Here is a 26411-nt window from a genome sequence, read left to right on the forward strand (position 1 = left end):
ATGCCGGACGCGCTGCGCGTGCAGACCGATACCGCGACGCTGGCGGCCGGACTGGCCGAGGCCGTCGAGGTGATGGACCGGCTGTGGCATTTCGGCGGCTGGGAAACCACCCAGACCCACGATTCGCTGCGCCCGTACCTGCTCGAGGAGACCTACGAGCTGCTCGACGCCATCCAGCACGAGGACGCCGAGACCATCAAGGAGGAACTCGGCGATCTGCTGTTGCAGGTGCTGTTCCATTCCAGGATCGCGCAGGCGGCGGGGGAGTTCACTGTCGACGATGTGGCGGCCGCGCTGGTCGCCAAGCTCGTCAACCGCAGCCCGCATCTCGCCGCTTCCGATCTGCCGGCGGACGCGAGCGTCGAGGAGAAGATCGCGGCGCAGGAAAAGGCCTGGGAGGAACGTAAATCCGCGGAGAAGGCACGCCGGTCGTGCCTGGACGGTATCGCGATGGCGCAACCCGCGCTGGCCTTGGCCGAGAAGGTTTTGCACCGCAGTAATCGTGCGGGACTCCCCGAGGATCTGATTCCGCCCGCGCTGCGCATGGTCCGCCTCGGCGGTCGCGACAGCGCCGAGGAACGGCTGCGCAAGGCCACCCTCGCCTTCGCCGACGCCATCCGCGCCGCCGAGGACGCCGCCGAAGCCGACCGCGGCGAGCGCGCCCCCCTCGACGCCGCCGCCTGGCGCAGGTACTGGCCGGCCTCTCGCTGACCGCGCCCGTACCACCGGTGTGAGCTGCGCCGCAGCGGCGGGCGAACCCATCACATCCGCGTTCGCTGTCTCGTCCGAGTCGTGTATCCACCCGCAATGACGCGACCTAGGAGGCAGTAATGCCGGCGGGACTGATCGATTTCATCATGCGGCGCAGACGCGCCGTGCTGGTTCTCTTCGCGGTACTGCTCATGCTGGCCGGAGCAGGCAGTTCGACCTTGTTCGACAAGTTGAAGGGCGGCGGATTCAACGATCCGGGCGCCGAATCCGGGGTGGCGGCCGAGGTGCTGCGCGACCAGTTCGGGCAGGGCCAGCCGAATCTGGTGCTGCTGGTCGGCGGCGGCGGCCCGGTCGACGACCCCGGCACCGCTGCGGCGGCGACCGCGCTGGTGCAGCGGTTGACCGGCGAAGACGACGTCACCGGCGTGAGCTCCTATTGGACCTCGGGCCGGCCGCCCGCGCTGCGCAGCGCCGACGGCTCCACCGGCCTGGTGGTGGCCACCATCCTCGGTGACGACGACGCCGTGGAAGACCGGATCACCGAGCTGGCCCCGCGCTACTCCGGCACCCACGACGGCCTCGACGTGCGGGTCGGCGGCTACGCCATGCTCCAGCACGAGATGGTGGAGCAGTCGGAGAAGGACGCGGTGACCGGCGAATCCATCGCCTTCCCGATCACGTTGATCGCGCTGGTGCTGGTGTTCGGCAGTGTGATGGCGGCGCTGCTGCCGCTGGCGGTCGCGATGGTGACGGTGCTGCTCACCATGGGCGCGATGTGGTTGCTGGCCGGGGTGACGGATCTGAACGCACTGGCCATCAATGTCGTCACGCTGCTCGGGTTGGGTCTGGCGATCGATTACAGCCTGCTGATCGTCAGCCGCTACCGGGAGGAACTCGAAGCCGGCGTGGAACCCGGGCAGGCCTTGCGCACCACCATGAACTCCGCCGGACGCACCGTCGCGTTCTCGGCGGTGACGGTGGCGGTGGCCCTGTCGGGTCTGGTGTTCTTCCCGCTGCTGGCCGTTCGATCGGTCGGTTACGCGGGTATCGCGGTGGCGCTGATCGCCGCGTTGAGTTCGCTGACGGTGCTGCCCGCGCTGCTGGCGATCCTGGGCACCCGCGTCGACAAGTGGCGAATCCGGCGCCGCGACAACGCGTCCCGGGAACTGCACGAGGGTCGCTGGCACCGGCTGGCCATGTTCGTGATGCGCAGGCCGGGGACGGTGGCGATCACGGTAACCGTGGTGCTGCTGTTCCTCGGCGCACCATTCCTCGGATTGAAGCTCGGCTATCCGGACGAACGGTCCATGCCGGAGGCGTCGTCCTCGCGGCAGGTCGCCGAGACGGTGCGCGCGGAGTTCGACACCAGTGAGCAGAGTGCGCTGAGTGTGGTGCTGCCGCAGGGTGGTTCGGGTGTGCCCGAGTACGCGCGTGAGCTGTCGGCGCTGCCGGATGTGCAGCGGGTCGATACCGTCAGCAGCAGCTATGCCGAGGGCACGCAGATCGCGCCACCGACCGAACTCAACGCACGATTCGCCGCCGACGGCGGGGTGTATCTCTCGGTGGTTCCCTCCACCGACGATTCGGCCGTGCTGGAGGATCTGGTCGGCACCATCCGCGAGGTCGACGCGCCATCGGAGGCGTTGGTCGGCGGCGTGGCGGCGGTGAGCGCCGATGCCACCGACGCCCTGCTGGACCGGCTGCCGATCGCCCTCGGCGTGGTGCTGGCGATGATGCTGATCCTGCTGTTCCTGCTGACCGGCAGCGTGTTCCTGCCGGTGGTGGCGGTGCTGCTGAGCTGCCTGAGCCTCACCGCGACCTTCGGTGCCCTGGTCTGGATCTTCCAGGACGGGCATCTGTCGGAGCTGCTGGGCTTCACCGTCACCGGGACGCTGGCCTCGACCGTGCCGATCATGCTGTTCGGTGTGGCGTTCGGTCTGGCCATGGATTACCAGGTGTTCCTGCTGTCGCGGATCCGCGAGGAGTACGAACGCACCGGTGACGGCACCGCCGCCGTGGCGGTCGGGTTGGAGCGGATCGGCCGGATCGTCACCGCCGCGGCGGTACTCATCTCGGTGGTGTTCCTCGGCTTCCTGGTCTCCGACATCACCTTCATGAAGGCGTTCGGGATAGGGTTGCCGCTGGCTGTGCTGGCCGATGCGACGCTGATCCGCGGGTTCCTGCTGCCCGCCACCATGAAACTCGGTGGACGCTGGACCTGGTGGGCGCCGGGGCCGCTGCGGAAACTGCACGACCGCTTCGGAATTCGCGAGAGCGCGGGCACACCGGAGCGCGACGGGGATCTGGTCGGCGCGTGAGACGGTGAGCCCGGTGGGGGAGCGCCGGGGCTGCACCGGCGAACGGCGGGTGCGTGAAATCCTCACGCACCCGCCGTCTTCGCTTGCGGACGGCTCAGATATTGACGCCGTAGTCGCGGGCGATCCCCGCCAGCCCGGACGCGTAGCCCTGGCCGATGGCGCGGAACTTCCACTCCCCGTTGTGCCGGTAGAGCTCACCGAAGACCATGGCGGTCTCTGTGGAGGCGTCCTCACTGAGGTCGTAGCGCGCCAGTTCCGAACCGGTCGTCGAATCGACCACCCGGATATAGGCGTTGCGCACCTGGCCGAAGGACTGCCTGCGGGCATCGGCCTCGTGGATGGAGACGGGGAAGAAGATATTGGTGATCGTCGGCGGGGTGGCCGCCAGGTCGACGTTGATCACCTCGTCGTCGCCGTCACCCTCACCGGTGAGGTTGTCGCCGGTGTGCTCGATGGATCCCTCCGGCGAGCGCAGGTTGTTGTAGAAGACGAAATGCTGGTCCGACAGCACTTTCAGGTCGGGCCCGGTGGCCAGCGCGCTGGCATCGAGGTCGTAATCGGCCCCGGTGCTGGTACGCACGTCCCAGCCAAGGCCGACGGTGACTTTGGTCAGATTCGGGGCCTGCTTGGACAGCGAGACATTGCCGCCTTTGGCCAGTGTGACGCTCATGTTCCCCTTCCTCGCGGCGCTGACGCTGCGCCCTTGCCCACGATTATGTCGAACGGCAGGCGACGCCGCCGTGGTTCAGTTCTCGCTCTCCGCCCAGGACCGCAGGGTGGCCACCCGGCCTTCCAGCGCGTGCAGTTCGGTGGCGTCGAGCACGGTGCGCTGAATCCCCTTCTCCACCTGGAATGCCGACTGGCGGTGATCGTCGATCACGTCGACGTCGATGCGTACCGCCACATAGTCGGTGGCGTCGGGCATTTCCTCCGCGATCACCTTCGCGGTGCCGCGCGCGCACAGCGCGACATTGCCGCCGGCCAGAATCAGCAGCGCCACCTCGGGACGTTCGCGCAGCCGGGCCAGCGATCCGCGATCGAACTTCAGGCTCAGCAGGATGGCGCGGTCGCCCGCGCGCACGGGCCAGGACACCGGAATCGCGTGCGGCGCCGGATCGGTGGTGACCAGCACGGCGATGGTCTCGGTCGGCCATTCCGGCAGCACGTCCAGCTCGGGATGATCGGTCGAGGGGTCCTGATGTTGCGCAGGGCTGACTCCGGCTGCCATGTTCATCACCTCATGAATCGACGCGCGCGACGGGCTGTGCCGCACTCCGAACCCAGTTTAAGGGCTGATACCGACAACCGGCCGGGGAAGATCGGGCCGCGGTCCGGATCGCCCGTGCGTTCGGATCCGCTGTGGTGCACGGCGTTCAGACCGCGGCCAGTGCCGCCTGGTCGGAAATCCGCAGCCCGCGGGCCCATTCCCGGGCCATCGCACCCGGTTTGATCTCGGTGGAGGCATCGTGGCGGGCGTGCTCGCCCACCTGCACCGCACCGCATTCGGTGAGCTTCTCGGCAATGATCTCACCACCGCGATTGAAGGTGTCGCCGTAGACGGAATCGCCGAGGCCGAAGACCGCGAACCGCAGGCCGGTGAGGTCGGGTGTGCGGGCGTTCAGCGCGTCGAAGAACGGTTCGGCGCCGGTCGGCAGTTCGCCGTCGCCGTAGGTGGAGCAGACGATGATGTGGAAGTCGCGGACATCGAGGTCGTCGATATCGAAGTCGCTCATGTCGTGGACCGACACGTCGTGGGTGGCGAGTTCGTCGGCCACGCTGTCGGCGGCGGACTCGGCCGTACCCATCTCCGATCCGAACAGAATGACGACGCGCACCGCGACTCCCTTCTCGTCTGAGTATGGTGAGGCTAGCCTAATATTCAGTGCTGGTGTCGGCAAGATCCTCCCGACCGGACGGGTGACCGTGCCGCCGGTTCGGGTATGGGCGGCACGGCCTGCGATCGCCGGCAGACGCGGGCCTCCGAACGTGCCGATGGGTCCGCCGCGATATGGCCGCGTTCCAGCGCGTGCACCCGGTCCTCGACGCGAACGGCACCTGGAGTGTTGCGCTGAATCTCCCGAGCCGGTGACTACCGCGTACAGCGATCGGCTCGCGTCGGCGATCTGGCTCGGGGCGGTGATCAGCCCGGCGTGCCGAGCGCCTGCGGGAGCACCACGGTATGTTCCCGTGCCGCCGTATCCAGCAGCGTGAAGTACCTCCGCAGCATGAGCCCCGCCGTGGCCGCCAGCCCTGCGGTGAGCCCCCACCACACGCCTGCCGCGCCGAGTCCGGCCGGGAACGCCAGCAGCAGCGCAGTCGGCAGGCCCACCAGCCAATACCCCACCAGCGACAGCCGGAATCCCGCGTTGGTGGCCTTCAGTCCGCGCAGCAGCCCGTTGCCGATGTTCTGGGCGGCGTCGAAGAACTGGAGCACGATACCGATGAGCAGCAGCGTCTTCGCCACCTCGAGCGTCGCGGTATCGCCGGGATCGAGGAACGGCCGCAGCACCAGATCGGGGATCACCACATAGGCCACGCCGGTGACCGCGGCGATCACCGCGGCATGGCGCAGCGCCAGCCACGCCAGTGCCCGCGCATGATCGAATTCGTCGCGCGCCACGGCATGGCTCACCAGGATCGACGCACCGTGCGAGAGTCCGATCGCGACCTGGAACACGATGTAGATGATCTGGTAGACGACGTTGTGCGCCGCCAGCGCGGCAGGCCCGATACTGCCCATGACCAGCGCGAGCACCGAGAACATGCCCGCCTCGGAGCCGTAGGTGAGCGAGATCGGCACGCCGAGTTTCAGCTCGGTGCGCACCGTCGTCATCCGCACCGGCCACGGCCGCAGTGACAAGCCCGCGGCAAGCTCCCGGTCGCGGCGCACCATCGCCCAGAACACGGCGAAGGTGATCAGGAAAACCAGCGAGGTCGCCACACCGATGCCGGTGAGCCCGAGTGCGGGCAGGCCGAGCCAGCCGTGCATGAAGGTCAGCGCGAGCACCAGATTCAACGCCACCGAACCGAGCGTCACCAGCAGCAGCGCCTGCGGTTTCTGCATGCCGACGGTGTACTGGCGCAGCACCTGGAACCACAGGCACGGCAGCAGGCCGGGGGCCAGCGCCACCATCATCGGGCGCGCGTCGGCGAGCACACCGGCGTCCTGGCCCAGCCATTGCAGCGACCAGCCGAGGCCCACCAGCGCGACTCCGCCGAGCAGGCCGGCGAGCGTGGCGATCAGGAAACTCGACCGCACCACATCGCGGACCTCGCGATCGGCGCTGACGCCGCGTTTGCCCGCCGCGCTCACCGCCGAGGCGATCTGATTGCCGCTGCCGGTGATCAGCCCGACGCACATGGTCCGGATCTGGTTGAACAACACGATCGCCAGGCCGCCCGCCGCGACCTGACGCACCCCGAGGCTGCCCATCAGGGCGATATTGGTGGTGGAGACCGCGATCTGCGCCAGCTGCGTCAACGCGATCGGCGTCGCCAGTGCGGTGAGCCGCTTGCCGTCGGCGCGGAAGTCGGACAGATTCACCGCGCCTCCACCAGTTGATCTCGGCGGGCGGCCGGGGTGTAGCGGGCGAGCATATTCCGCACCTCGGCTTCGGTGTCGGGGTCGAGCAGGTCGCGTGCGCGCATCCAGTCGTCGTCGAAAACGGTGTCGAGGTACTTCTCGCCGCCGTCGCAGACGATGGTGACCACGGTGGAACCGGGCGGGAACTCCTCGAGCCGGGTCAGCGCCGCGTGTACCGAACCGCCCGCCGAGCCGCCGAGCATCAACCCGAGCTCGGCCGCGACGGCGCGTGCGGTGGCGAAGGCCGCCACGTCGCTGACCTTCACGCCCTCGTCGAGCAACGAATAGTCGACGGCCGTGCCGATGGTGGCGCCGGGCGGAGTGCCGGTGCCGGACTGCCAGTACGGGCCGCCGGGACCGCCGAACGCGATCGAACCGACCGGCTCCACACCGATCACCTTGGGCACGCACCCGAGCTGACGCAGCCGGGTGGCGGTCCCGAACAGCGAACCGCCGGTGCCGACCGCGGACAGCAGGATATCGACGCGCTCGACGTCTTCCAGCAACTCTTCGGCCACCGCGTAATAGCCCACCGCATTGGCGTCGTTGTTGTGCTGTTCGGTGAAGTAGGCGTCGTCCTGGGCGGCGGCCATCGCCTCGGCGAGGTCCTCGCGGGCCGAGGTGGCCAGATTGTCGTCGCCGTCATCGGCCACGAACACCAGTTCCGCACCCATTGCTCGCATCGCGCGCAGTTTGTCCTTACATGCGTGGTGGTCGACCACCGCGGTGAAGCGGTAGCCGCGTTCGGCGGCAACCACCGCCAGGCCGAGGCCGGTGTTGCCCGATGTCGATTCGATGATATGCCCGCCATCGCTCAGCAAACCTCTTCGCTCGGCGTCGAGCACCATTTCGCGCGCCATCCGGATCTTGGCGGCGCCGGTCGGGTTGAACTGTTCGAGCTTGAGCAGCAGCCTGGTGCCGGTCGCGGTGGCCGCCAGCTCGAACAACGGGGTGCGGCCGATCAGGTCCGTCACACGCGTGACGAGCGGCATGGAAGGTCTCCTCGGTCGGTACTGTCCGGCGTCCAGCCGGGTCGGTGGGTCTGGGCGTTGCGAAATCAGTGGGTGTCGAGCGTCCAGCGGAACCTGCCGCCGGGCGCGTCGTGCAGCGCCACCTTCGGCGGTAGGGGTAATTCGTGGAAGGCGGACTCGTTGGAGTCCATCTGGTATCCGGCGGTATTCGGGTAGATCAGCAGATCGCCGGGTTCGGCCGCTCGTGGCAGCGGGATCCGGCGCCAGCTGAGCATGTCCGATTCCAGGCAGGTCGCGGCCCCCACCACCGTCGGGGTGACGGTGCCCGCGCGGGCCGGCCAGAGCACCGGATCGGGTAGGTACTCGCTGTCGAACCACTGCTCGGACAGGCTCAGGCTGGAGCCGTCGACGGTCAGGATGCGGTAGGGGTGCCCGTGCGCGAGCCGGGTCTTGCTGCCCTGCACCCGGAAGACGGTGCTGCCCGCCCGGTCGAGCAGTGCCCGTCCGGGCTCGATGGCCAGCCGGATGCCGTGGTCGCGCAACTGCCCGGCGAGGCCTGCGCGGTCCAGGATCGCGGCGAGCATAGCCGGGCCCGGTGCGGGGCAGTGGTACGGGTAGTAGCTGTCGAACTTCTTGCCGGTGTGGAACCAGCGGCGGCTGGCCTCGGCGGTGAAACCCGACCAGGCTTCGGCGGGCACATAGTCCACGGCGAACCCGCCGCCGATCGAGATCGTGTTCGCCGGATGACCGAGGGTGCGTGCGTGCAGGCATAGCCGGACCAGGTCGGCGGCCAGTTCGGCGCGCGGCACCGGGTCGTAGCCGGACAGGTGGAAGCTGAAGCCCTCCAACCGAACCGAGGTCATCGCAGTCGCGGCGGTGAGGGCGTGCTCGATTTCGGTGTCGGTCATGCCGAAACGGCTGGCCGACGCCGGCGGCAGCACCCGGAACAGCACCCGCACCTCGAGGCCGAGCGCGGCGATCCGCTCGAGTTCGCCGACGCTGTCCACCGCGATCAACGCCCCGTGCCTGGCAGCCAGCCACAGCAGGTCATCGGACTTCTCCGGGCCGGTCACCATCAGCTCCGCGCCCCGAACACCCTGAGCCAACGCCGCCGTCAGCTCCCCGGTGCTCGCCACGTCGACGCCCGCGCCCTGCTCCGCGCACGCCCGCGCCACGCAACCGGCCTTGTTCGCCTTCTTGCCGAAGTAGACGAACCCATCGACGCCCGCCGCGGCGAACGCTTGCTGAAAGCCGCGGACATTGCGAGCGACTCGCTCCGGATACATCAGGTGGAACGGCCCGCCCACCGCAAAGGCGATGTCGCCCAGCAGGTTCGGGTCATCCAAGACCCGCTGTTCCCATTCGTCGCGGTGCGCCGGCAGCGGCATGGCCATGATCCCGCCGCTGCTCGCGGCGGTGGCCGTGCCCGTGGCACCGCCTGCGACAGTGCCCGCGCCGATGTTCGAGGCAGTGCCGGTGGCACGGCCAGTTCCCGGAGCCGTCGTCGTGCCGATGCCCGGGGTGCCCGCCGGGCCACCGGCGCGACAGACTGCGGACTCGCTCCCGGATGAGTCGAACTCGCCGGCGGGTAGCTCAGCGCTCTGGCCTGCTACCGCCGTGGCGGCGAGAGTGACCGCGCCGCCGCTCGTGCGATGCCCCGCCTCATCCGCTGCCGCGTCGGAGTTCACCACGGCGGCCGCGCCATCCGTCTCCGTCAATCCCACAGCGGCACCTCGGTACCTCTTCCTTCGGCGATGGCACGTTCGGCGAGCGCGTGCGCGACGGCGATATCGGTGAGCACGAGCCCGCTGTTGTAGACGAAGATCCGCTCCTTCTCCGAACGCCTGGCGACGGCGCGGCGGCTGAGGATCTGCGGTAGCTCGGCGTCGACGGGGCGCAGCACGCCGTCGGGGCCCGCCATGTCGGTGCCGGTCACCGCCATTTGCGCGGCGCTGGTGGCGACGACGCGGTCGGCGTCGTTCAGCGTCGACGGCGCCAGCCCGTACCCGACCAGCACCGCCACCGAACCCGGCTTCAGATCATCGGATTCCAGGGCAACCTCGGTGCCGGGGCCCGCCGTCGCCAGCACCACATCCGCGACGGAGGCGGCGGCGCGCGGATCGGTGACGGTCTCCAGCATCGCGTGCGGATGATGTTCGGCCAGCTGCCGGTGCACGGCCTCGATCCCTTCCGGGTGGGTGCCGTACAGCATCAGTTTGCGCAGCCCGGGATTGGCGGCGAGCAGATGCGGCAGCGCGTTGCGGCCCTGCGTGCCGGTGCCGATGAGCAGCACGGTATCGGCGTCGCGGCGGGCGGTTTCGCGCACCAGCAGCGCCGAGACCGCGGGCGTGCGCAGCGCCCCGACCCGCGCACAGTCCATCATCGCGATCGGGGCGCCGGTGGTGTCGTCGTAGAGGGTGATGGTGGTGTAGTACCGCTTGGTGCTGCGGTCGTGACCGGGATCGAACTTGTAGGAGGTCTTCATCGCTACCACCCGGCGGCGGCCGTCACGCCCGAGCATGGCGTAGGCGACCGACCAGCCATCCGGATTGGCGACGCTCAACTTCCGTGGATTGTCCGAATCTCCCGCCGCGAAGGCGAGATACGCGTCTTCCACCGCCCGCACCACGGCCGACGGCGAGATCGGCACGTCGGCGAGGTCGCTTCGGCTCAGCACCCGCAGCGGGGTGACTCGATCACGCGTGCTCAAAGGATCCTCGATCATCTGTGCCGTCCCGCTCTACTTCCGCCGGAACCGTTTCCGGTCCGGCCGCCCGGAATGGGCGGACCAATAGCTGTCCATACCCATTCTCTCCGGCCTCGGCGTCGCGTCGGCGTCGATCGGGTAACCGGATGTTCACTCGTTTGAGCCAGCGGTCGGTGCCGTCGTAGCGGGCGGTGAACGGCACCCGGCCGTGCACGGCGACGTCGTTGTCCACCAGCAGCAGTTCACCGGGTTCGAGCGCCGCGGTGACGCAGACGCGTTCGAGCTCGTCGGTGAGGTACGCGTAGGCGGCGCGGTATTCGGGATCGGCGTCGTCGAGCGGGGTGTAGGCGGGATCGTAGCGCAGCGTCAGATCGTCTGTTTTCCAGTGATTTTCGCTCGCACTCCACACCGTGGGCACCGGTGTCGCGGTCGCGCGATCGTAGCCGGAGCCGTAGGAGACGTCGGGCAGGATCGGCAGCACGGGTGTGCTGAGAAGTCGCCGCTGCCGCGCGTCCAGTTCGACCCGGCGCACCGAGGAGACGGTGGTGCCGACGCGGTCGGGATTGCGCAGGCACGACAGCATCAGCAGATGCGCGCGGCCGGGATGGAAGGCGTCTTCGGTGTGCGGGCTGAGCAGGGTTTTGCTGCTTGCGCCGGACTGTTCGTGCTCATGGCCCGCGGCCGGGACGATGTTGTTGACCAGGCGTCCGTCCTGCTGGCCCTGCCAGCCGAACGGTTCGCCCGCGGATCGGGCCAGCAGCAGCATCACGATGTCGAGTTCGAGCGAACACGAGCACAGGCTCGAATCCCCGCTCCACAGTGCGGCTTCGCGCCAGCTGGGCGGGGTCGGGCCGCATTCGGCGTCGTCGAGCGGCAGCCTGCTGACGACGGCGGCGCCGGCCGAGGTCTCCGGGGCGCGCATGGCGTGGCGCACCGCGGCCGGTAACTCGTGGACGCGGGCCTGCACCTGGTCGACGAGCGCAGGGTCGGTGAGCGTTCGCGCGGCTTGTGCGCCGTCGACGCCCGGATAGTCGAGTGTGTCGTGTATCACACGAGCCAGCTCGCGTACCGCGCGTCCGGCGGCCGGGGGGAGCTCGCGTCGTTCGATCATCTGGGGGTGAAGCGTCTTACGTTCGGAGAGAACGCTTTTCACCAGGGTATTCCCTTCTTCGCATGGGGTCGAAAAGCGAGTGGTGACGATTCGAACTGCGAAGCTAGTGCTTCCCTCGAGCTAGAGCAAGGCTTACCTAACTTTGGCGATTGGATAGCGATGTAGCATAACCGAGCCGAAGCGCAGCTAGTGGGCGGTATCACCCAATTGGCACATCGGCCGCCGCGAGACGCAGAACACGATTAGGCTAGCCTTCCCTGGGTGATTTCTCCAGGGTTGACGGGTGGGTGTGTTTCGGTAGGGAAGGCGGCGCAATGGGTTTGAACCGACGACAGTTGCTGCGATCCGGTGTCGGCGTCGGCGCCGTGCTGCTGGCCGCGGCCTGTTCGAATGGGACCGAATCGGCCGGTCCGCCCCGGCCGGGCGGCACATTGCGCGTCGGCGCGCTCGGCACGCCCGCACGCCTGGAACGCGATCCGCACGCCAACCTCAGCAACGACAGCGATTTCCTCATCGCCTCGCTGGTCTACGACCCGCTGACGGTGCCGGCGGCGAACCCGACCGTGGCCGCGCGGCTGGCCACGGCATGGGAACCCGACGCCGAGGGCAAGCGCTGGCGGTTCACCCTCGCCGAGGGCGCCACCTTCCACGACGGCACGCCGGTCACCTCCGAGGACGTGGTCTGGTCGCTGCGCAGACTGCGCGAGCAGGGCGGTCCGTCCAAAATGCCTGCGGCGGTCCAGGACATCACCGCCGACGGGCCGGGTCATATCGTGCTGGCCACCCCCGAACCCAACTCGCAGATCCCGCTGCTCGTGCGCCTGATGACGTTCACCGTCAAGAAGGACACCACCGACTTCACCCGGCCGAACGGCACCGGGCCGTTCCGCTTCGAATCCTTCGAGGGTGGCACCGCCCGGCTGGTGCGCAACGATCGCTGGCACGCCGCGCCCGCGCTGCTCGACGCGATCGAGGTCACCATGTTCGACAGCGTCACCGCGCTGAGCAACGCCGTGCTCGGCAACCAGATCGACCTGGCATCCAATGTCGGGGCCATCGCGGGGCGCACGGCGGCCGGGCGCGGCGATCTCCAGGTGGTGCGCAGGCCGAACGACACCGTCGTCGGGGTGGCCATGCGCACCTCTGACGGGCCCTTCGCCGATTCGCGGGTGCGCACCGCTGTGCGTCTCGGCGTCGATCGCGGTGCGCTGGTCGACCAGGTGCACTCCGGTTACGGCACCGTCGCCAACGACATTCTCGGCACCGGTGATCCGTTGTACGACAAGAGCATTCCGCAGCGTTCCCGCGATATCGACCGCGCGAAGAACCTGCTGCGTGAGGCCGGATTCGACCTCGGCCGCAGCTACCCGCTGGTGACCAAGGCGGAGGCTCCGGGTGAGGTGGAGTCGGCGCAGGTGATCGCCACTCAGCTGGCCGATATCGGCCTGCGGGTCGAGGTCGTGACGCAGGAGCCGAACACCTTCTACGACCAGACCTGGCTGCTGGCGCCGTTCTACACGATCTCGTGGGGCACCAACGATTCCACGCTGTTCTTCGCCAACAGCTTGATGTCGAGCACCTCCAATCGCAATGAAACCGCCTTCCGTGACCAGGCTTTCGACGCCGCCACGGCGAAAGCGCTGGCAGCGCAGAGCCAGGCCGAACAAGCCGACGCCGCGGGTGAGCTGCAACGCATCCAGCACGAGCGCGGCGGCTACCTGGTGTGGGGCATGGCCGACGGCATCGATATCGCGACCACGAGAGCACACGATCTGCCCACGCTCGGCGGCTTCGCGCGGGTCCAACTGGAACGCGCCTGGTTGTCGTGACCAGGTTCGCCCGCCTGCTGCTCCGGCGCGTCGCCCTGCTCATCGCGTTGCTGGCGGCGGTGTTCGCGGCCGTCGACCTATTGCCGGGCAGCACTGCACGTGCCGTGCTCGGCCGTGACGCCACCGAGGCGGCGGTCGCGGCGAAGGAACGCGAACTCGGTCTCGACCGTCCGCTGCCGGTGCGCTTCGGCGATTGGCTCGCCGGGGTGCTCACCGGCGATTTCGGGCAGACGGCGCGCGGGAGATCGGTGGGTGAGCTGCTGGCCGACACCTTTCCGCAGACCCTGCTGCTGGGCGGGCTGGCGTTCGCGGTGACGATCGCGGCCTCGCTGGCCTTCGGGGCGTGGTGGTCGATCCGGCCACGCGGCGTGCTCGGCCGGGTCCTGCAACCGAGCACCACCACCGCTGTCGCGGTGCCGGAATTCGTGGTCGCGACGCTGCTGATCCTGGTGTTCTCGCTGGCCACCGGCTGGCTGCCCGCCGTCACTATCACCGGGCGGTCCGGATTCCCGATCTCGGCGGACATGCTGGTGCTTCCGGTACTCGCGCTGGCGATCCCGCAGATCGGCTGGAACACGAGGGTGGTGCGTGCGGCGCTGGCGGATGCCGCCCGCTTGCCGCACGTGGAAACGGCTGTGCTGGACGGGCTTTCGGAGCGGACCGTGCTCGCCCGGCATGTGCTGCCCTTCGCCCTGCCGACCATCGTCGCCAGCTTCGCCACCACCGTCGGCATGCTGCTCGGCGGTGCGCTGGTGGTGGAGACCATCTTCAACTATCCGGGGCTCGGCGCTCTGCTCGCCGCATCGGTCGCCGACCGGGATACCACGCTGATGGCGGCGGTGGTGGCGTTGACGGGTGTGGTCATCATGCTGATGCTCGCTACCGCCGACGCGGTGCGGACCTGGGCGTTGCGGGGGCGGATGTGAAGGCCCATCGGTCCGGCGTGCGGCACCTGGTCGGCGACCTGAGCCGCGGATCGGGAGAGTTCGCCGGTGCGGCATCGGCGTTGCGGGGGCCTGCCTGCGCGGTCCGGCCGGCGACCGGCCGCATTCGAGCCAGGGCGGTGATTCGGTGAACCTGCGGCGGATCGCGGCGGTGGCGCCGGCGATGGTGGTGGTCGTGCTCGCACTGCTCGGCCCGAGTCTGGCCGTGCGCGGGGCCGAGCAGCCGGTCGGGATTCCGTTCTCCGGGCCAAGCGGTGACGCGTGGCTGGGCACCGACCGGCTGGGCCGGGATGTGCTGAGCCGGCTGCTCTACGGCGGCTGGGGCCTGCTGTTGACGGCCGCGGTGATCGCGGTGGCGGTGACTGTGGTGGCGAGCGTCCTCGGAGCGGTGGCCGCGTTGCGTCCCCGGGCGGGTGCGGTGATCGAACTCGCCATGGATTTCGTCATCCTGCTGCCAGCGGTCCTCGGCATCCTGCTGGTGCTGTCCTCCTGGCCGGACGCGGGTGTGGCCGGCCTGATCGTGCTGGCCCTGCTGTTCGGCGCCCCCTACTGCGCCCGCGTATTCGCCGCCGCCGCTGCGGGCGTGGCCTCCAGCGGCTACGTGGAAGCGGCGCAGGCGAGCGGAGAAACCCTGCCCCACCTGGTGTTCCGCGAAATGATGCCCAACCTGCGCGAGGTATTCGCCACTCAACTCGGCCTGCGTATCGTGGCAGGCGTCTACCTGGTCGCCACCGCTTCCTTCCTGCAACTGCCCACCACCCTAGGCGCCACCAACTGGGCCGGCATGGTCCGCGACAACACCTCCGGGCTCCTGCTCAACCCCTGGGCCGCGCTGGCCCCCAGCCTGGCCATCGCCATCGTCGCGGTGAGCGTGAACCTCGCGGTATCGGAGTTCGGCCGGGAAGCAGCGCCGAGCACGGGCACGACGCCCATCTCTGATCGTGGGGCCACCGGACTGGTTGATCCCACTGCGGCCGAGGTGCGCGATGGTCTGACCTCGGGCGAGGAAGTGGCCGGCCCGCGCGGCGGCTCGATCCCGGATGCGGTGGCGACTGCTCGGCGTGACGACTCCATCCAGGGTGCGGCGGCAGGGGAGCTACACGATGGTGCGGTGGCGGCTGAGCCGCGCGGCGTCTCGATCGGGGGTGCGGTCGTGGCCGAGGGCGTGCGGCGGGCGGATGACGCCGGTGTGGTGGTGAACGGCCTTGTCGTGGTCGGGTCGAATGGGCAGAAAATGCTGGGGCCGGTCTCGTTTCGAGCCGGTGCCGGGAGTGTCACCGCTGTGACGGGGCCGTCTGGGTGCGGGAAGACGACGTTGTTGCGGCTGCTGGTCGGGCAGGTGCCGGAGGCGAACGCGCGGGTCGAGGGCAGCGTAGCTGTGGCGGGCTGCGAGGTGTTGACGCTGGGGCCGGCACAGCTGCGGGCCTTCCGGCGTGACCGGATCGCCTATGTCGGGCAGGATCCCGGTTCGGCGCTCAATCCGCTCATGCGGGTGCGGACGCTGCTCGCCGAGGTCGCGCGCGACGGGTCCGAGGCAGCACTGCTCGATGCGCTGCACCAGGTCGGCCTGTCCGCCGATCATCTGCATCGCCGTCCCGACGAGCTGTCCGGCGGTCAGCAACGGCGGGTGGCCTTGGCTCGGGCGCTGGTGCGCCGCACCGGCATCCTCGTGCTGGACGAGCCGTTCGCGGGCCTGCACGCGACGCTGCGGTCCGAGATCGCCGGGGTGATCTCCGGTATCGCCGCGACCGGGGTGACGGTGCTGCTCACCGGCCACGACACCGAGACCGTGCACGCGATCGCCGACCAGGTCGTGGAGTTGGGCAGTGTGTCGGCGCGGGAAGTGCGGGCGGCGGCGTCGGCGCCGGTCGATGAGCCGATCGTTCTGCGTGCGCGGGGAGTCGGGGCATCGATCAAGGGCGAGCAGGTGCTGTCGGGGATCGACTTCGCGCTCGCTCGCGGTTCCGCGCTGGCGGTGGTCGGGGCTTCCGGTGCGGGTAAGACCACCCTCGCCCGGGTGCTGGCGGGCCTACACCGTGAGGCGGTGGGTTCGCTCGATCTTCATGGCGCATCGCTGCCGATAACTCCGGCCCGCCGGAAAGTTCAGGTACACAACGGGATCCAGTTGGTCACGCAGAACCCGAAGTCGGCGCTGAACCCGCGCCGGACCGTCGCGCAGACGTTGGCTCGCCCGCTGCGCCGGAAGTCGCGGCACCGCACGGGTTCCGCGCTCGGGAGCATCGCCATGCGGGATCGCCTGTTCGACCGGCCGTCGAAGCAGCAACTCCGCGCGCAGATCACGGCATTGCTGGAATCGGTGGAACTGGATCCCGAGACCGCCTCGCGCTACCCGCACGAACTCTCCGGCGGTCAACGCCAACGGGTGGCCTTGGCCCGCGCCCTTGCCTCCGAGCCCGCGGTCCTGCTGTGCGACGAGATCACCTCCGCGCTCGACCACGCCACCGCCGACGCCATCATGTCGCTGCTCGACCGCATCCGCACCGAACGCGGCACCGCCCTGCTGCTCATCACCCACGACATGACCGTGGTCGCCGCCCACTGCCCCGGCATCCTGGTCCTGGACCACGGGCGCCCGGTCGAATCAGGGTCCACCGCAACCATTCTCGCTGAGCCGGACCACGCAGCCACTCGCGAACTGCTGCATTGAACAGGCACCACACGAGGGCGTTCCCGGGCCCCGAAACTTGTCGTACCCCTCTGCCACACTGGTGAAGAACCAGAGATCACAGGGGGTTTTCATGGCTCATTCCTTCGCAGTCGCCGCCATCGCCATCTTCAGCACGGTCGCGCTCGTGGCCCTGGTGACGGGTGCCGTCGCGCACGTGGTCGGTGCACGCGCCCGGCGCACCGCCGATTTCTGTTTCGTCGGCGACTGGATCCCCACCTCCGGGTACTTCCGGCACCGCGAACGGCAGCGGCATATCGAACGAATCGCGTTCTGGTCCAACCTGATCGGCCTCCTGTGCACCCTCGGCGGCCTGGCAACACTCGTCTTCGCTCTCGGCACGGGATAGTGCCTGTTCCGGGATCGGCGCGGGAAAGGGGACCAGCCAGCGTGCGGGGGCCGATCACCCTCGTGGCATAGCGTGTGGCCGGAGTTGTGGCATCGAAGTCGGGCGCCGGGCTCAGTTCACGCCGATGGACCGCGCGCCCATCGCGATATAGAACATCGTCAGCGTGAACAGGAACCACCCGGCGCCCTGCCAGATCACCCAATTGCTGCCCCGTCGCCACTGACGCAGCGTCTGCACGAACGCGCCGATCCCGCCGAGCAACGCCACCACCGTCGGCCCGAGCAGGATCGCCGACTGCGCGGGCACATCGCACATCAGCGGCTCGTGTTCACCGCAGTGCGCGCTCGCCCAGAACGCGCTGACCCCGAAGACGACCGCAGCCACCGCGATGACCGCCAGCGCATACGTCGCCGCACGCCGGTAGGTCCCCTCATCGGTCCAGCGTTTCTCCACGTCATTCGTCATGTCAACGCACCTCGGCCACTCGGCTACCTACCTGCCGAGTTGCCGCAAGTCTCAGCCACAAACGTGTACGAGGGAGCCGCCTTGCCGCCGCAATCGACCCCGAGCCTGCCACGGCCGATCTCGGGACCGAGGACACGCACCGCCGCACCACCCGGTACTCAGCGACCGAACGGTCCCGCCTGCACACCCCTCTACCCGATTCGATCCCCGCCCGCACCCCTGTCCGGCGGTCGCACGCACGCCCCTCGACCGAGCCCTGCGACACCGGTTCACGCTTCCTCGCTCGCCACCGAGTGACCCACCCCACCGTGCGGCGCCCGTGCCCGGTCCCGCCGATCTGGATGATGGAAGGGTGCTCTCGAAGAAGACCGGCGCGATCGCCGTCACCCTCGCCGCGCTGGTGCTCGCCGGTTGCGGGATCGACCGCGACCTGGTGCCGATCCCGGAGGGGCTGCCGCCGGGGCCCGGCGCGCCGCTGCCCGTGATCGACATCGACGCTCCCGGACGCACCGCCGCTCAGCTGAACGCCTGGGCCACCGAACACGCCGACACGCTGCGCATCCCGGTGCCCGCGCTGGAGGCCTACGGGTACGCGGCCGCGGTGATGGTGCGCGCGCGGCCCGATTGCGGCATCGCCTGGACCACCCTCGCCGGGATCGGCAGCGTGGAGAGCAAGCACGGCACCTACCGCGGTTCGGAGGTGAGCGAGACCGGCCGCGTCGACCCGCCGATCATCGGGATCGCCCTGGACGGCTCCCCGGGCGTGGCGCGCATCCCCGACACCGATAACGGCGCCCTCGACGGCGACCCGGTGCACGACCGCGCCGTCGGCCCGTTGCAGTTCATCCCGGAGACCTGGAAGCGCTGGGGCGTGGACGCCAACGGCGACGGCGTGATCGATCCGCACAGCATCGACGACGCCGCCCTCACCGCCGCCCGCTATCTCTGCGACAGCGGCGGCGTGCTCACCTCGCCCGAAGGCTGGTCCAAGGCGTTGTTCACCTACAACCGTTCCGAGAGCTACATGCGAGATGTCCGCGACCGCGCCGCTGCCTACAGTGTGGGGCGGCGAGCGTGAGGCCGCCCACGCCCGCGGTCCCGCCCCCGGTGCACTCGGAGTGCCGGTTACTCCCAGAGCGCGGTGGGCGTTAGGCTCGCAGCGCACGGCCAACACGTCATCAACCACCGTGCCAGCAGCCGAAGGAGTGTCGTTTTCGTGGCCATCATCGAACAGGTCGGAGCTCGCGAGATCCTGGATTCGCGCGGAAACCCCACCGTCGAGGTCGAGATCGCCCTCGACGACGGCACGCTGACCAGGGCGGCTGTGCCGTCCGGCGCGTCCACCGGTGAGCACGAGGCGGTGGAACTGCGCGACGGCGGCGACCGCTACCTGGGCAAGGGTGTGCAGAAGGCCGTCGAGGGTGTGCTCGACGAGATCGCCCCGGCCGTCATCGGTCTGGACGCGGTCGAGCAGCGCACCGTCGACCAGGTGCTGCTGGATCTGGACGGCACCCCGGACAAGTCGCGCCTTGGCGCCAACGCCCTGCTGGGTGTGTCGCTCGCGGTGGCCCGCGCCGCCGCCGAATCCTCCGGTCTCGAGCTGTTCCGTTACCTCGGCGGCCCGAACGCCCACGTGCTTCCGGTGCCGATGATGAACATCCTCAACGGTGGCGCGCATGCCGACACCGGCGTCGACGTCCAGGAGTTCATGGTCGCCCCGATCGGCGCGCCCACCTTCAAGGAGTCGCTGCGCTGGGGCGCGGAGGTCTACCACGCGCTCAAGTCGGTGCTGAAGTCGAAGGGCCTGGCCACCGGCCTCGGTGACGAGGGCGGTTTCGCCCCTGACGTCGCCGGTACCCGCGAGGCGCTCGACCTGATCAGCTCCGCGATCGCCAAGACCGGCCTGAAGCTGGGCAGCGATGTCGCGCTGGCGCTGGACGTGGCCGCCACCGAGTTCTACTCCGACGCCGGTTACAAGTTCGAGGGCAACGTCCGCACCGCCGCCGAGATGGCGCAGTTCTACGCCGACCTGCTCACCGCCTACCCGCTGGTCTCCATCGAGGACCCGCTGTCGGAGGACGACTGGGACGGCTGGGTCGCGCTGACCGATCAGATCGGCGACAAGATCCAGCTGGTCGGCGACGACCTGTTCGTCACCAACCCGGAGCGCCTGGAAGAGGGCATCAGCAAGGGCGCCGCGAACGCGCTGCTGGTGAAGGTCAACCAGATCGGCACCTTGACCGAGACCCTCGACGCCGTCGAGCTCGCCCACCGCAACGGCTACAAGACCATGATGAGCCACCGCTCCGGCGAGACCGAGGACACCACCATCGCCGACCTGGCGGTGGCCGTCGGCAGCGGTCAGATCAAGACCGGCGCGCCCGCCCGCAGCGAGCGCGTGGCCAAGTACAACCAGCTGCTGCGCATCGAGGACGCCCTCGGTGATTCGGCGCGTTACGCGGGCGACGTCGCGTTCCCGCGCTTCGCGTTCGAGGACTGACAGCAGCGATACATGGGGTAGGGATATGACGGAGCGACGTGCGCGTGGTACCAGTCCAGCCGGACGAGGCGACCGCCGCACGTCGCGTGCCGCCCGTTCCCGTCCCGCCGCCGATCAGCACGGCCGGGCCGCGGCGCCGAGCCGTACCGCGCGGCGCCGCCCCGACGACAAGGCCGAGCCGCGCAAGATCCGCGCCCGGAAGAAGAAGCCGGCGGGCAAGGACGCGCCCGAACGCACCATCCTCGGTTTGTCCACCGGCAAGGCGGTCATTCTGGCGATGGTCGTGTGCGCGCTGGCGTTGACGCTGGCGGTGCCGATGCGCACCTATTTCAGTCAGCGGGCCGAGGCCGCCCAGTTGGCTCAGGAACGCAGGCAGCTCGAGGCCGATCTGGCGCGGTTGCGTGATCGCCGCGCCCAGCAGCAGGATCCGGCCTATATCCGCTCCGAGGCCAAGGACCGGCTGCGGTTGGTGATGCCCGGCGAAACGCCGTATATCGTGCAGGTTCCCGGTATCGAGGCGCCCGCGCGCCCGGGCCCGACGACGCCGTCGCGGGAACCGGACCCCTGGTATACCGGCCTGTGGCGCAGTGTGTCCGAACCACAGCCGGCCCCCGAACCCGCACCCGTGACCACGACGCCGCCGGCCGCGCCCGCGCCGAACCCGGAAGGACCCAGGTGACCGAACCCGACGACCGGGATCTGCGGATCATCGAAGAACAGCTGGGCCGCACCCCGCGCGGGGTGCTCGCCATCGCCTACCGCACCCCCGATGGTGTGCCCGCGGTGGTGAAGACGGCGCCACGGCTGCCCGACGGCACCCCGTTCCCGACCCTGTACTACCTCACCGATCCGCGGCTCACCGCCGAGGCGAGCAGGCAGGAGTCGGCGGGTGTGATGCGGGAGATGACCGAACGCCTCGGCACCGATCCCGAGCTGGCCGCCGCCTATCGCGCCGCGCACGAGAGCTATCTGGCCGAACGCGATGCCATCGAGCCGCTCGGCACCGATTTCACCGGTGGCGGCATGCCCGAGCGGGTCAAATGCCTGCACGTGCTGATCGCGCATTCGCTGGCCAAGGGCCCCGGTGTGAATCCGCTCGGCGACGAGGCAGTCGCGCTGGCCGCCGAGCACGGTCTGCGCGGCACCGCGGTCCCGGCGGATTGGCCGCGGTTCGAGCGTGCGGAGGAGCAGGCATGAGTGACCGGGTCGCCGCCGTCGATTGCGGCACGAACTCGATCCGCCTGCTGATCGCCGATATCGGCGCCGACGGCAAGCTCACCGACGTGCATCGCGAGATGCGCATCGTGCGGCTCGGCCAGGGCGTCGACGCGACCGGCAGGCTCGCGCCCGAAGCCATCGAACGCACCCGCGTCGCGCTCGCCGACTACGTCGCGCTCATGCGTGCGCACCAGGTCGCCCGGGTGCGGATGGTCGCCACGTCCGCCACCCGTGACGCCGCCAACCGCGAGGATTTCTTCGCCATGACCCGCGCCGAACTCGGTGCCGTGGTGCCGGGCGCGGAGGCAGAGGTCATCACCGGTGACGAGGAGGCGCGGCTGTCGTTCTCCGGCGCGGTCGGCGAATTGTCCGCTGACGCAGGCCCGTTCGTCGTCGTCGATCTCGGCGGCGGCTCCACCGAACTGGTGCTCGGCGACAGCGACGGCGTGCACGCCGCCTACTCCGCCGACATCGGCTGCGTCCGCATCACCGAACGCTGCCTGCCCGGCAACCCGCCCGACGCAGAACAGGTCACCGCCGCACGCGCTTTCGCCGCCGAACGCCTCGCCGAGGCCTTCACCCATGTGCCCGTCGATTCGGCGCACACCTGGGTCGGCGTCGCGGGCACCATGACCACCATCGCCGCCGTCGCCCTGGATCTGCCCGAATACGACTCCGAGCGCGTGCATCTCACCCGGCTGACGCTCGAGCAGCTGCATGAGGTCTGTGACCGCCTTGTCGCGATGAATCACGATGAACGCGCCGCTCTCGGCCCCATGCACCCCGGCCGCGTCGACGTCATCGGCGGCGGCGCCGTCATCACCGAAGTGCTGTCCGAAGAACTCGCCCGCCGCGCCGGAATCACCGAACTGGTGGTCAGCGAGCACGACATCCTCGACGGCATCGCCCTCTCGATCGCCTGATTCGCCTCAGGTGCCCCGGTTCTGCAACATCTGCTGGTAGTCGGTGATACCCGGCGTGTGCCACCAGATCGGCTGCGCACCCGGTCCGCAATCCTGGCTGAAGGTGCCCGAGGAGTTGCCCGCCAGCCGGAAGTGGGCTTCATACAGGATGCGCAGGTTGCTGCACAGCCCGACGAGGGTGCCGGTGCCCGCGCCGACGTCGGTGTTGGTGCAGGTGACGTCCAGCCGGGAACCGACCGGCGTCGCGCCGCAGGTGACATATCCCGGCGGTGCGGCCTGCGCGGCCGGTGCGCAGAAGCCGGCGGCCAGGGCCGTGAGCGCTGCGGCGCCCATCGCTGCTCGTGCGAAACGCATGTGATTCCCTCCCGTTGACGCGGTGGTCTGCCGCGGCATCGAGACTACCCAGAACTGTTGTGCGGTGGGAAGATCGAACTGATTGCGCTCGTCCACCGCGGCGTCACGGCTGCGCTTCGGCCCGCCCGATGATCAGGTGCGCGAGCCGGTCCAGCGACTCCTGGTTGCGGGCGGTGAAGAACAGGTCCTGCGCGATGCCGGGGATGAGGCTGCCCAGGCCACGGGACGCGCGCTCCGACATCGTGATCCGGGTCAGGTTGGGTTGTGGCTCGTCGAGGTCGAAGCGGATCCAGGCCGCGCCGATCAACCACAGGTGGGCGTCGAGTTCGAGCATGTGCGGCGGGTCGACAGCGGTGACCTTCGTGACGTCCTGCATGGTCAGCGGCCACAGGCCGACGCTGTGATGGATGCGGGTGCCGACGGCGGGCCAGCCACGGTCCACCACCCGGATATGGGAGGCGCCGACGACCCAGCTCGCATATAACCAGCCGTCGGCCAGGGCCGCGAAGGCCTGGTCGATCGGCACCGGCACCGTCACTTCGACTTCCGTCATCCGCGCACCGCCTCCGTCGTCTGCCCGACCGTCCGCACTCGCCACGTCAGTGATGTTCCGAAGCCCGAGCCTAATCACCCGCGGCGAACCCGGCGCGTCGCGACGGATACGGCACCAGCGCAAATCGCGCGACGACGTCGCGTTTCGATGCATTTTCGGTGTGGATGCCTGTGAACAACCGGCGAACGTGGGATTGTCTGACCATGTCCGATGCAGTGAAGACCGAGCAATCGCCCGCCGAGCGGACGTTGTTCGGGCACCCGATCGGGTTGACCAACCTGTTCGGTGTCGAGATGTGGGAGCGATTCTCCTTCTACGGCATGCTGACCATCCTCGGGTACTACCTGTACTACTCGGCCACCGAGGGCGGCCTCGGGATGGATCAGGACACCGCCGTCGGCATCGTCGGGGCGTACGGCGGCCTGGTGTATCTGTCCACGGTGCTCGGCGGCTGGGTCGCCGACCGTTTGCTCGGTATGGAGCGCACGGTCTTCTACGGCGGCGTGGTGGTGATGGCCGGCCATATCGCCCTGGCCATCCTGCCCGGGCTCGCGGGCGTCGGCGTCGGCCTGGTGCTGGTGGCGCTCGGCAGCGGTGCGCTCAAGGCGAACGCCTCCTCGCTGCTCGGCACGCTGTACCCGCACGGCGATCCGCGCACCGACGGCGGGTTCACGCTGTTCTATCTCGGCATCAACCTCGGCGCCTTCGTCGGCCCGCTGCTCACCGGCCTGCTGCAACGCGAGTGGGGATTCCATGCCGGCTTCGGCGCCGCCGCCATCGGCATGGGGCTCGGGCTGGCCCAGTACGTGGTGTTCCGGCGCAATCTCGGCACCGCCGGACGCAACGTCCCCGATCCGCTGCCGCGCAGCGCCATCGGCAAGGTCCTCGGGCTGGTCGCCGCGGCGGCGGTGATCGTCGCGATGGCCGCGTTCACGGGGCTGGTGACCCTGGACAATCTCTCCGACGTCACCACCGGCGTCATCGCCGTCGCCTCGATCGTCTACTTCGTGGTCATGCTCGTCGACCGCAAAGTGACCGCGGTCGAACGCAGCCGGGTGCGTGCGTTCATCCCGCTGTTCATCGCCAACGCGGTGTTCTGGTCGCTGTTCCAGCAGATCTTCACCGTGCTCGCCGTCTACTCCGATGAGCGGATGGACTGGAACATCTTCGGCTGGACCGCGCCGTCGAGCTGGATCGGCTCGGTGGAGCCGGTGTGGATCATCGCGCTCTCGCCGCTGTTCGCGCTGATGTGGACCAAGCTCGGCTCCCGCGCGCCGAGCACCCCGCGCAAGTTCGCCCTCGGCGTGATCGGCATGGGCCTGGCGTTCTGGTTGTTCACGCCGATGTCGCAGAGCAGCGGCCGCGCGGTGCCCGCTCTGCTGGTGCTGTTCATCATGGGTGTGTTCGCGGTCTCCGAGCTGCTGATCTCGCCGATCGGCCTGGCCGTGACCACCCAACTCGCGCCCGAAGTGTTCCGCGCGCAGATGATGGCGCTGTACTTCTTCTCCGTCGGTCTCGGCACTTCGATGTCGGGGACCCTCGCTCGCTACTACGATCCGGCAGACGAGTTCGCCTACTTCGGCATCATCGGCGCGGTCGCGATCCTCGCCGGTCTGGTTGTCGCCGGCCTCTCACCCTGGGTGAGCAGGCATATGGAAGGCGTCCACTGACCACCACCTGGAGACCTCGACACGAAGGAGATCGCCGTGGCGATACCGACCAGCCGCCGACAATTGTGGCGCACCAAGAGCGTGGAGCAGTCGATCCGCGACACCGACGAACCGGATTCGAAACTCCGCAAGGAGCTCACCGCGTGGGATCTCACGGTCTTCGGCGTCGCCGTCGTCGTCGGCGCGGGCATCTTCACCCTGACCGCACGCACCGCCGGCAATGTGGCCGGCCCGTCGGTGTCGCTGGCGTTCGTCTTCGCCGCCATCGCGTGCGCGCTGACCGCCCTCTGCTACGCCGAGTTCGCCTCGACCGTCCCGGTGGCAGGCAGCGCCTACACCTTCTCCTACGCCACCTTCGGTGAGCTTGCGGCCTGGATCATCGGCTGGGACCTGATCCTGGAATTCGCGCTGGCCGCGGCGGTGGTGTCCAAGGGGTGGTCGCAGTATCTGGGTGAGCTGATGGGGTCGCGCTCACCGATCCTGCATATCGGCTCGGTCGACTTCGACTGGGGTGCGGTGCTGCTGATCGCGGTGCTCACCAGCTTGATCGCGCTCGGCACCAAGCTGTCGTCGCGGGTGTCGGCGGTGGCCGTCGCCATCAAGCTCGGCGTCATCGCGCTGGTGCTGGTGATGGGCGTGACCTACTTCAACTCCGACAACCTCACCCCCTACATCCCCGAATCCAAGCCGGGCGAGGGCGGCGAGGGCGTGCACCAGTCGCTGTTCTCCTTCGTCACCGGCGCGGGCAACAGCACCTTCGGCTGGTACGGCCTGCTCGCCGCGGCGAGCCTGGTGTTCTTCGCCTTCATCGGGTTCGACGTCGTCGCCACCGCCGCCGAGGAGACCAAGAACCCGCAACGCGATATGCCGCGCGGCATCCTCGGCTCGCTGATGATCGTGACCGTGCTCTACGTCGCGGTGTCGCTGGTGCTCACCGGCATGGTGCCCTACACCGACCTCGCCGGTGACGACGCGACGCTGGCCACCGCCTTCGCGATCCACGGCGCCACCTGGGTGAAGAACATCATCTCCGTCGGCGCGCTGGCCGGCTTGACCACCGTCGTCATGGTGATGCTGCTCGGCCAGACCCGCGTGCTGTTCGCCATGTCGCGCGACGGGCTGATGCCGCGCAGGCTCGCCCACACCGGCAACCGGGGCACGCCGGTGCGGATCACGGTCATCGTCGGCGCGGTGTGTGCGGTGCTCGCCGGTTTCATCGAGTTCGGCACGCTCGAGGAGATGGTCAATATCGGCACGCTGTTCGCGTTCGTGCTGGTCTCCATCGGTGTGCTGGTGCTGCGCAAGACCCGCCCGGATCTGCCGCGCGGGTTCAGGGTGCCGTGGGTGCCGCTGCTGCCGATTCTGGCGGTGCTGGCCTGCCTGTGGCTGATGCTCAACCTGTCGGTGGAAACCTGGCTGCGTTTCATTGTCTGGATGGCGCTGGGTTTGGTGGTGTACTTCGCATACGGCAAGCGGCATTCGGTGCTCGGGAAGTCCGTCTCAGAACAGGGGTGACACG

24 protein-coding genes are annotated in these 26411 nt (G+C 69.1%); 13 read left to right on the forward strand and 11 right to left on the reverse strand.

The genetic code is table 11. The annotated features are described in order from the left end of the window. Window positions 1-711, forward strand: coding sequence for a MazG family protein (locus FEK34_RS22785; protein ID WP_138450959.1), 711 nt, complete (start codon window positions 1-3; stop codon window positions 709-711). A gap of 119 nt (window positions 712-830) precedes the next feature. Next, complete coding sequence (locus FEK34_RS22790; RefSeq protein WP_138450812.1) at window positions 831-3029, forward strand: MMPL family transporter; 2199 nt, start codon at window positions 831-833, stop codon at window positions 3027-3029. Window positions 3030-3123: 94 nt separating this feature from the next. Here FEK34_RS22790 and FEK34_RS22795 read toward each other — a convergent pair whose 3' ends face one another. The 8 genes from FEK34_RS22795 to FEK34_RS22830 form a co-directional block, all read right to left on the reverse strand. Next, entirely contained in the window at window positions 3124-3699 is a 576-nt protein-coding gene (locus FEK34_RS22795) for a TerD family protein (protein WP_138450814.1), read from the reverse strand. A gap of 75 nt (window positions 3700-3774) precedes the next feature. Beyond that, entirely contained in the window at window positions 3775-4257 is a 483-nt protein-coding gene (locus tag FEK34_RS22800) for a hypothetical protein (RefSeq protein ID WP_138450816.1), read from the reverse strand. Window positions 4258-4402: 145 nt separating this feature from the next. Beyond that, entirely contained in the window at window positions 4403-4864 is a 462-nt protein-coding gene (locus tag FEK34_RS22805) for a flavodoxin domain-containing protein (RefSeq protein ID WP_138450818.1), read from the reverse strand. 305 nt (window positions 4865-5169) lie between these two features. Further along, window positions 5170-6573, reverse strand: a complete 1404-nt coding sequence (locus FEK34_RS22810) for an MATE family efflux transporter (protein WP_138450820.1) — start codon at window positions 6571-6573, stop codon at window positions 5170-5172. Next, window positions 6570-7604, reverse strand: coding sequence for a PLP-dependent cysteine synthase family protein (locus FEK34_RS22815; protein WP_138450822.1), 1035 nt, complete (start codon window positions 7602-7604; stop codon window positions 6570-6572). The genes FEK34_RS22810 and FEK34_RS22815 overlap by 4 nt, the downstream gene beginning before the upstream one ends. 65 nt (window positions 7605-7669) lie before the next feature. Beyond that, on the reverse strand, window positions 7670-8977 hold the full coding sequence (locus FEK34_RS22820) for an alanine racemase (RefSeq protein WP_212748809.1): 1308 nt from the start codon (window positions 8975-8977) through the stop codon (window positions 7670-7672). 320 nt (window positions 8978-9297) lie between these two features. Further along, a complete protein-coding gene (locus FEK34_RS22825) occupies window positions 9298-10308 on the reverse strand; it encodes an ornithine cyclodeaminase family protein (protein WP_171048338.1) in 1011 nt (336 codons plus the stop codon). Then, complete coding sequence (locus tag FEK34_RS22830) at window positions 10280-11401, reverse strand: TauD/TfdA family dioxygenase (protein WP_138450824.1); 1122 nt, start codon at window positions 11399-11401, stop codon at window positions 10280-10282. The genes FEK34_RS22825 and FEK34_RS22830 overlap by 29 nt, the downstream gene beginning before the upstream one ends. Window positions 11402-11715: 314 nt before the next feature. On the opposite strand from FEK34_RS22830, the gene FEK34_RS22835 reads away from it, so the two are divergent. The 4 genes from FEK34_RS22835 to FEK34_RS22850 all read left to right on the forward strand — a co-directional run bounded on the left by FEK34_RS22835 (window position 11716) and on the right by FEK34_RS22850 (window position 17209). After that, entirely contained in the window at window positions 11716-13230 is a 1515-nt protein-coding gene (locus tag FEK34_RS22835) for an ABC transporter substrate-binding protein (RefSeq protein ID WP_138450825.1), read from the forward strand. Continuing rightward, the gene (locus FEK34_RS22840; protein WP_138450827.1) at window positions 13227-14156 is read left to right on the forward strand and encodes an ABC transporter permease; all 930 of its coding nucleotides are present in this window, start codon (window positions 13227-13229) and stop codon (window positions 14154-14156) included. The genes FEK34_RS22835 and FEK34_RS22840 overlap by 4 nt, the downstream gene beginning before the upstream one ends. 145 nt (window positions 14157-14301) lie before the next feature. Next, window positions 14302-16842, forward strand: a complete 2541-nt coding sequence (locus FEK34_RS22845; protein ID WP_249359507.1) for an ATP-binding cassette domain-containing protein — start codon at window positions 14302-14304, stop codon at window positions 16840-16842. A gap of 91 nt (window positions 16843-16933) precedes the next feature. After that, on the forward strand, window positions 16934-17209 hold the full coding sequence (locus FEK34_RS22850; protein WP_138450829.1) for a hypothetical protein: 276 nt from the start codon (window positions 16934-16936) through the stop codon (window positions 17207-17209). Between the two features lie 111 nt (window positions 17210-17320). Here the strand turns inward: FEK34_RS22850 and FEK34_RS22855 are convergent, their stop codons facing one another. Continuing rightward, window positions 17321-17674 carry a hypothetical protein gene (locus tag FEK34_RS22855; RefSeq protein WP_138450831.1) on the reverse strand — a complete coding sequence of 118 codons (354 nt, stop codon included), beginning with the start codon at window positions 17672-17674 and terminating at the stop codon, window positions 17321-17323. Window positions 17675-18026: 352 nt separating this feature from the next. On the opposite strand from FEK34_RS22855, the gene FEK34_RS22860 reads away from it, so the two are divergent. The 5 genes from FEK34_RS22860 to FEK34_RS22880 all read left to right on the forward strand — a co-directional run bounded on the left by FEK34_RS22860 (window position 18027) and on the right by FEK34_RS22880 (window position 22315). Next, window positions 18027-18752 (forward strand): lytic transglycosylase domain-containing protein, encoded by a 726-nt coding sequence (locus tag FEK34_RS22860; RefSeq protein ID WP_138450833.1) that lies wholly within the window; start codon window positions 18027-18029, stop codon window positions 18750-18752. Window positions 18753-18890: 138 nt separating this feature from the next. After that, window positions 18891-20174 carry a phosphopyruvate hydratase gene (gene eno / locus FEK34_RS22865; protein ID WP_138450834.1) on the forward strand — a complete coding sequence of 428 codons (1284 nt, stop codon included), beginning with the start codon at window positions 18891-18893 and terminating at the stop codon, window positions 20172-20174. A 25-nt stretch (window positions 20175-20199) separates the two neighbouring features. Next, window positions 20200-20853, forward strand: coding sequence for an FtsB family cell division protein (locus FEK34_RS22870; protein WP_138450837.1), 654 nt, complete (start codon window positions 20200-20202; stop codon window positions 20851-20853). Then, window positions 20850-21371, forward strand: coding sequence for a DUF501 domain-containing protein (locus FEK34_RS22875; RefSeq protein WP_130917765.1), 522 nt, complete (start codon window positions 20850-20852; stop codon window positions 21369-21371). The genes FEK34_RS22870 and FEK34_RS22875 overlap by 4 nt, the downstream gene beginning before the upstream one ends. Beyond that, complete coding sequence (locus FEK34_RS22880) at window positions 21368-22315, forward strand: Ppx/GppA phosphatase family protein (protein ID WP_138450839.1); 948 nt, start codon at window positions 21368-21370, stop codon at window positions 22313-22315. The genes FEK34_RS22875 and FEK34_RS22880 overlap by 4 nt, the downstream gene beginning before the upstream one ends. 6 nt (window positions 22316-22321) lie before the next feature. Here FEK34_RS22880 and FEK34_RS22885 read toward each other — a convergent pair whose 3' ends face one another. Both FEK34_RS22885 and FEK34_RS22890 read right to left on the reverse strand, forming a co-directional pair. Continuing rightward, window positions 22322-22669, reverse strand: a complete 348-nt coding sequence (locus FEK34_RS22885; RefSeq protein ID WP_138450841.1) for a hypothetical protein — start codon at window positions 22667-22669, stop codon at window positions 22322-22324. A gap of 103 nt (window positions 22670-22772) precedes the next feature. Then, a complete protein-coding gene (locus tag FEK34_RS22890; protein ID WP_138450844.1) occupies window positions 22773-23222 on the reverse strand; it encodes an SRPBCC family protein in 450 nt (149 codons plus the stop codon). A gap of 203 nt (window positions 23223-23425) precedes the next feature. Here FEK34_RS22890 and FEK34_RS22895 point away from each other — a divergent pair, with 203 nt between their 5' ends. Both FEK34_RS22895 and FEK34_RS22900 read left to right on the forward strand, forming a co-directional pair. After that, window positions 23426-24892: a peptide MFS transporter gene (locus FEK34_RS22895; protein ID WP_138450846.1), complete on the forward strand. Its 1467-nt coding sequence runs from the start codon at window positions 23426-23428 to the stop codon at window positions 24890-24892. Between the two features lie 36 nt (window positions 24893-24928). Continuing rightward, window positions 24929-26407 carry an amino acid permease gene (locus FEK34_RS22900; protein WP_138450848.1) on the forward strand — a complete coding sequence of 493 codons (1479 nt, stop codon included), beginning with the start codon at window positions 24929-24931 and terminating at the stop codon, window positions 26405-26407. Window positions 26408-26411 lie beyond the last annotated feature (4 nt).

This window comes from Nocardia cyriacigeorgica (assembly GCF_005863245.1).
In the GTDB taxonomy this organism is placed as follows: Bacteria; Actinomycetota; Actinomycetes; order Mycobacteriales; family Mycobacteriaceae; genus Nocardia; species Nocardia cyriacigeorgica_C.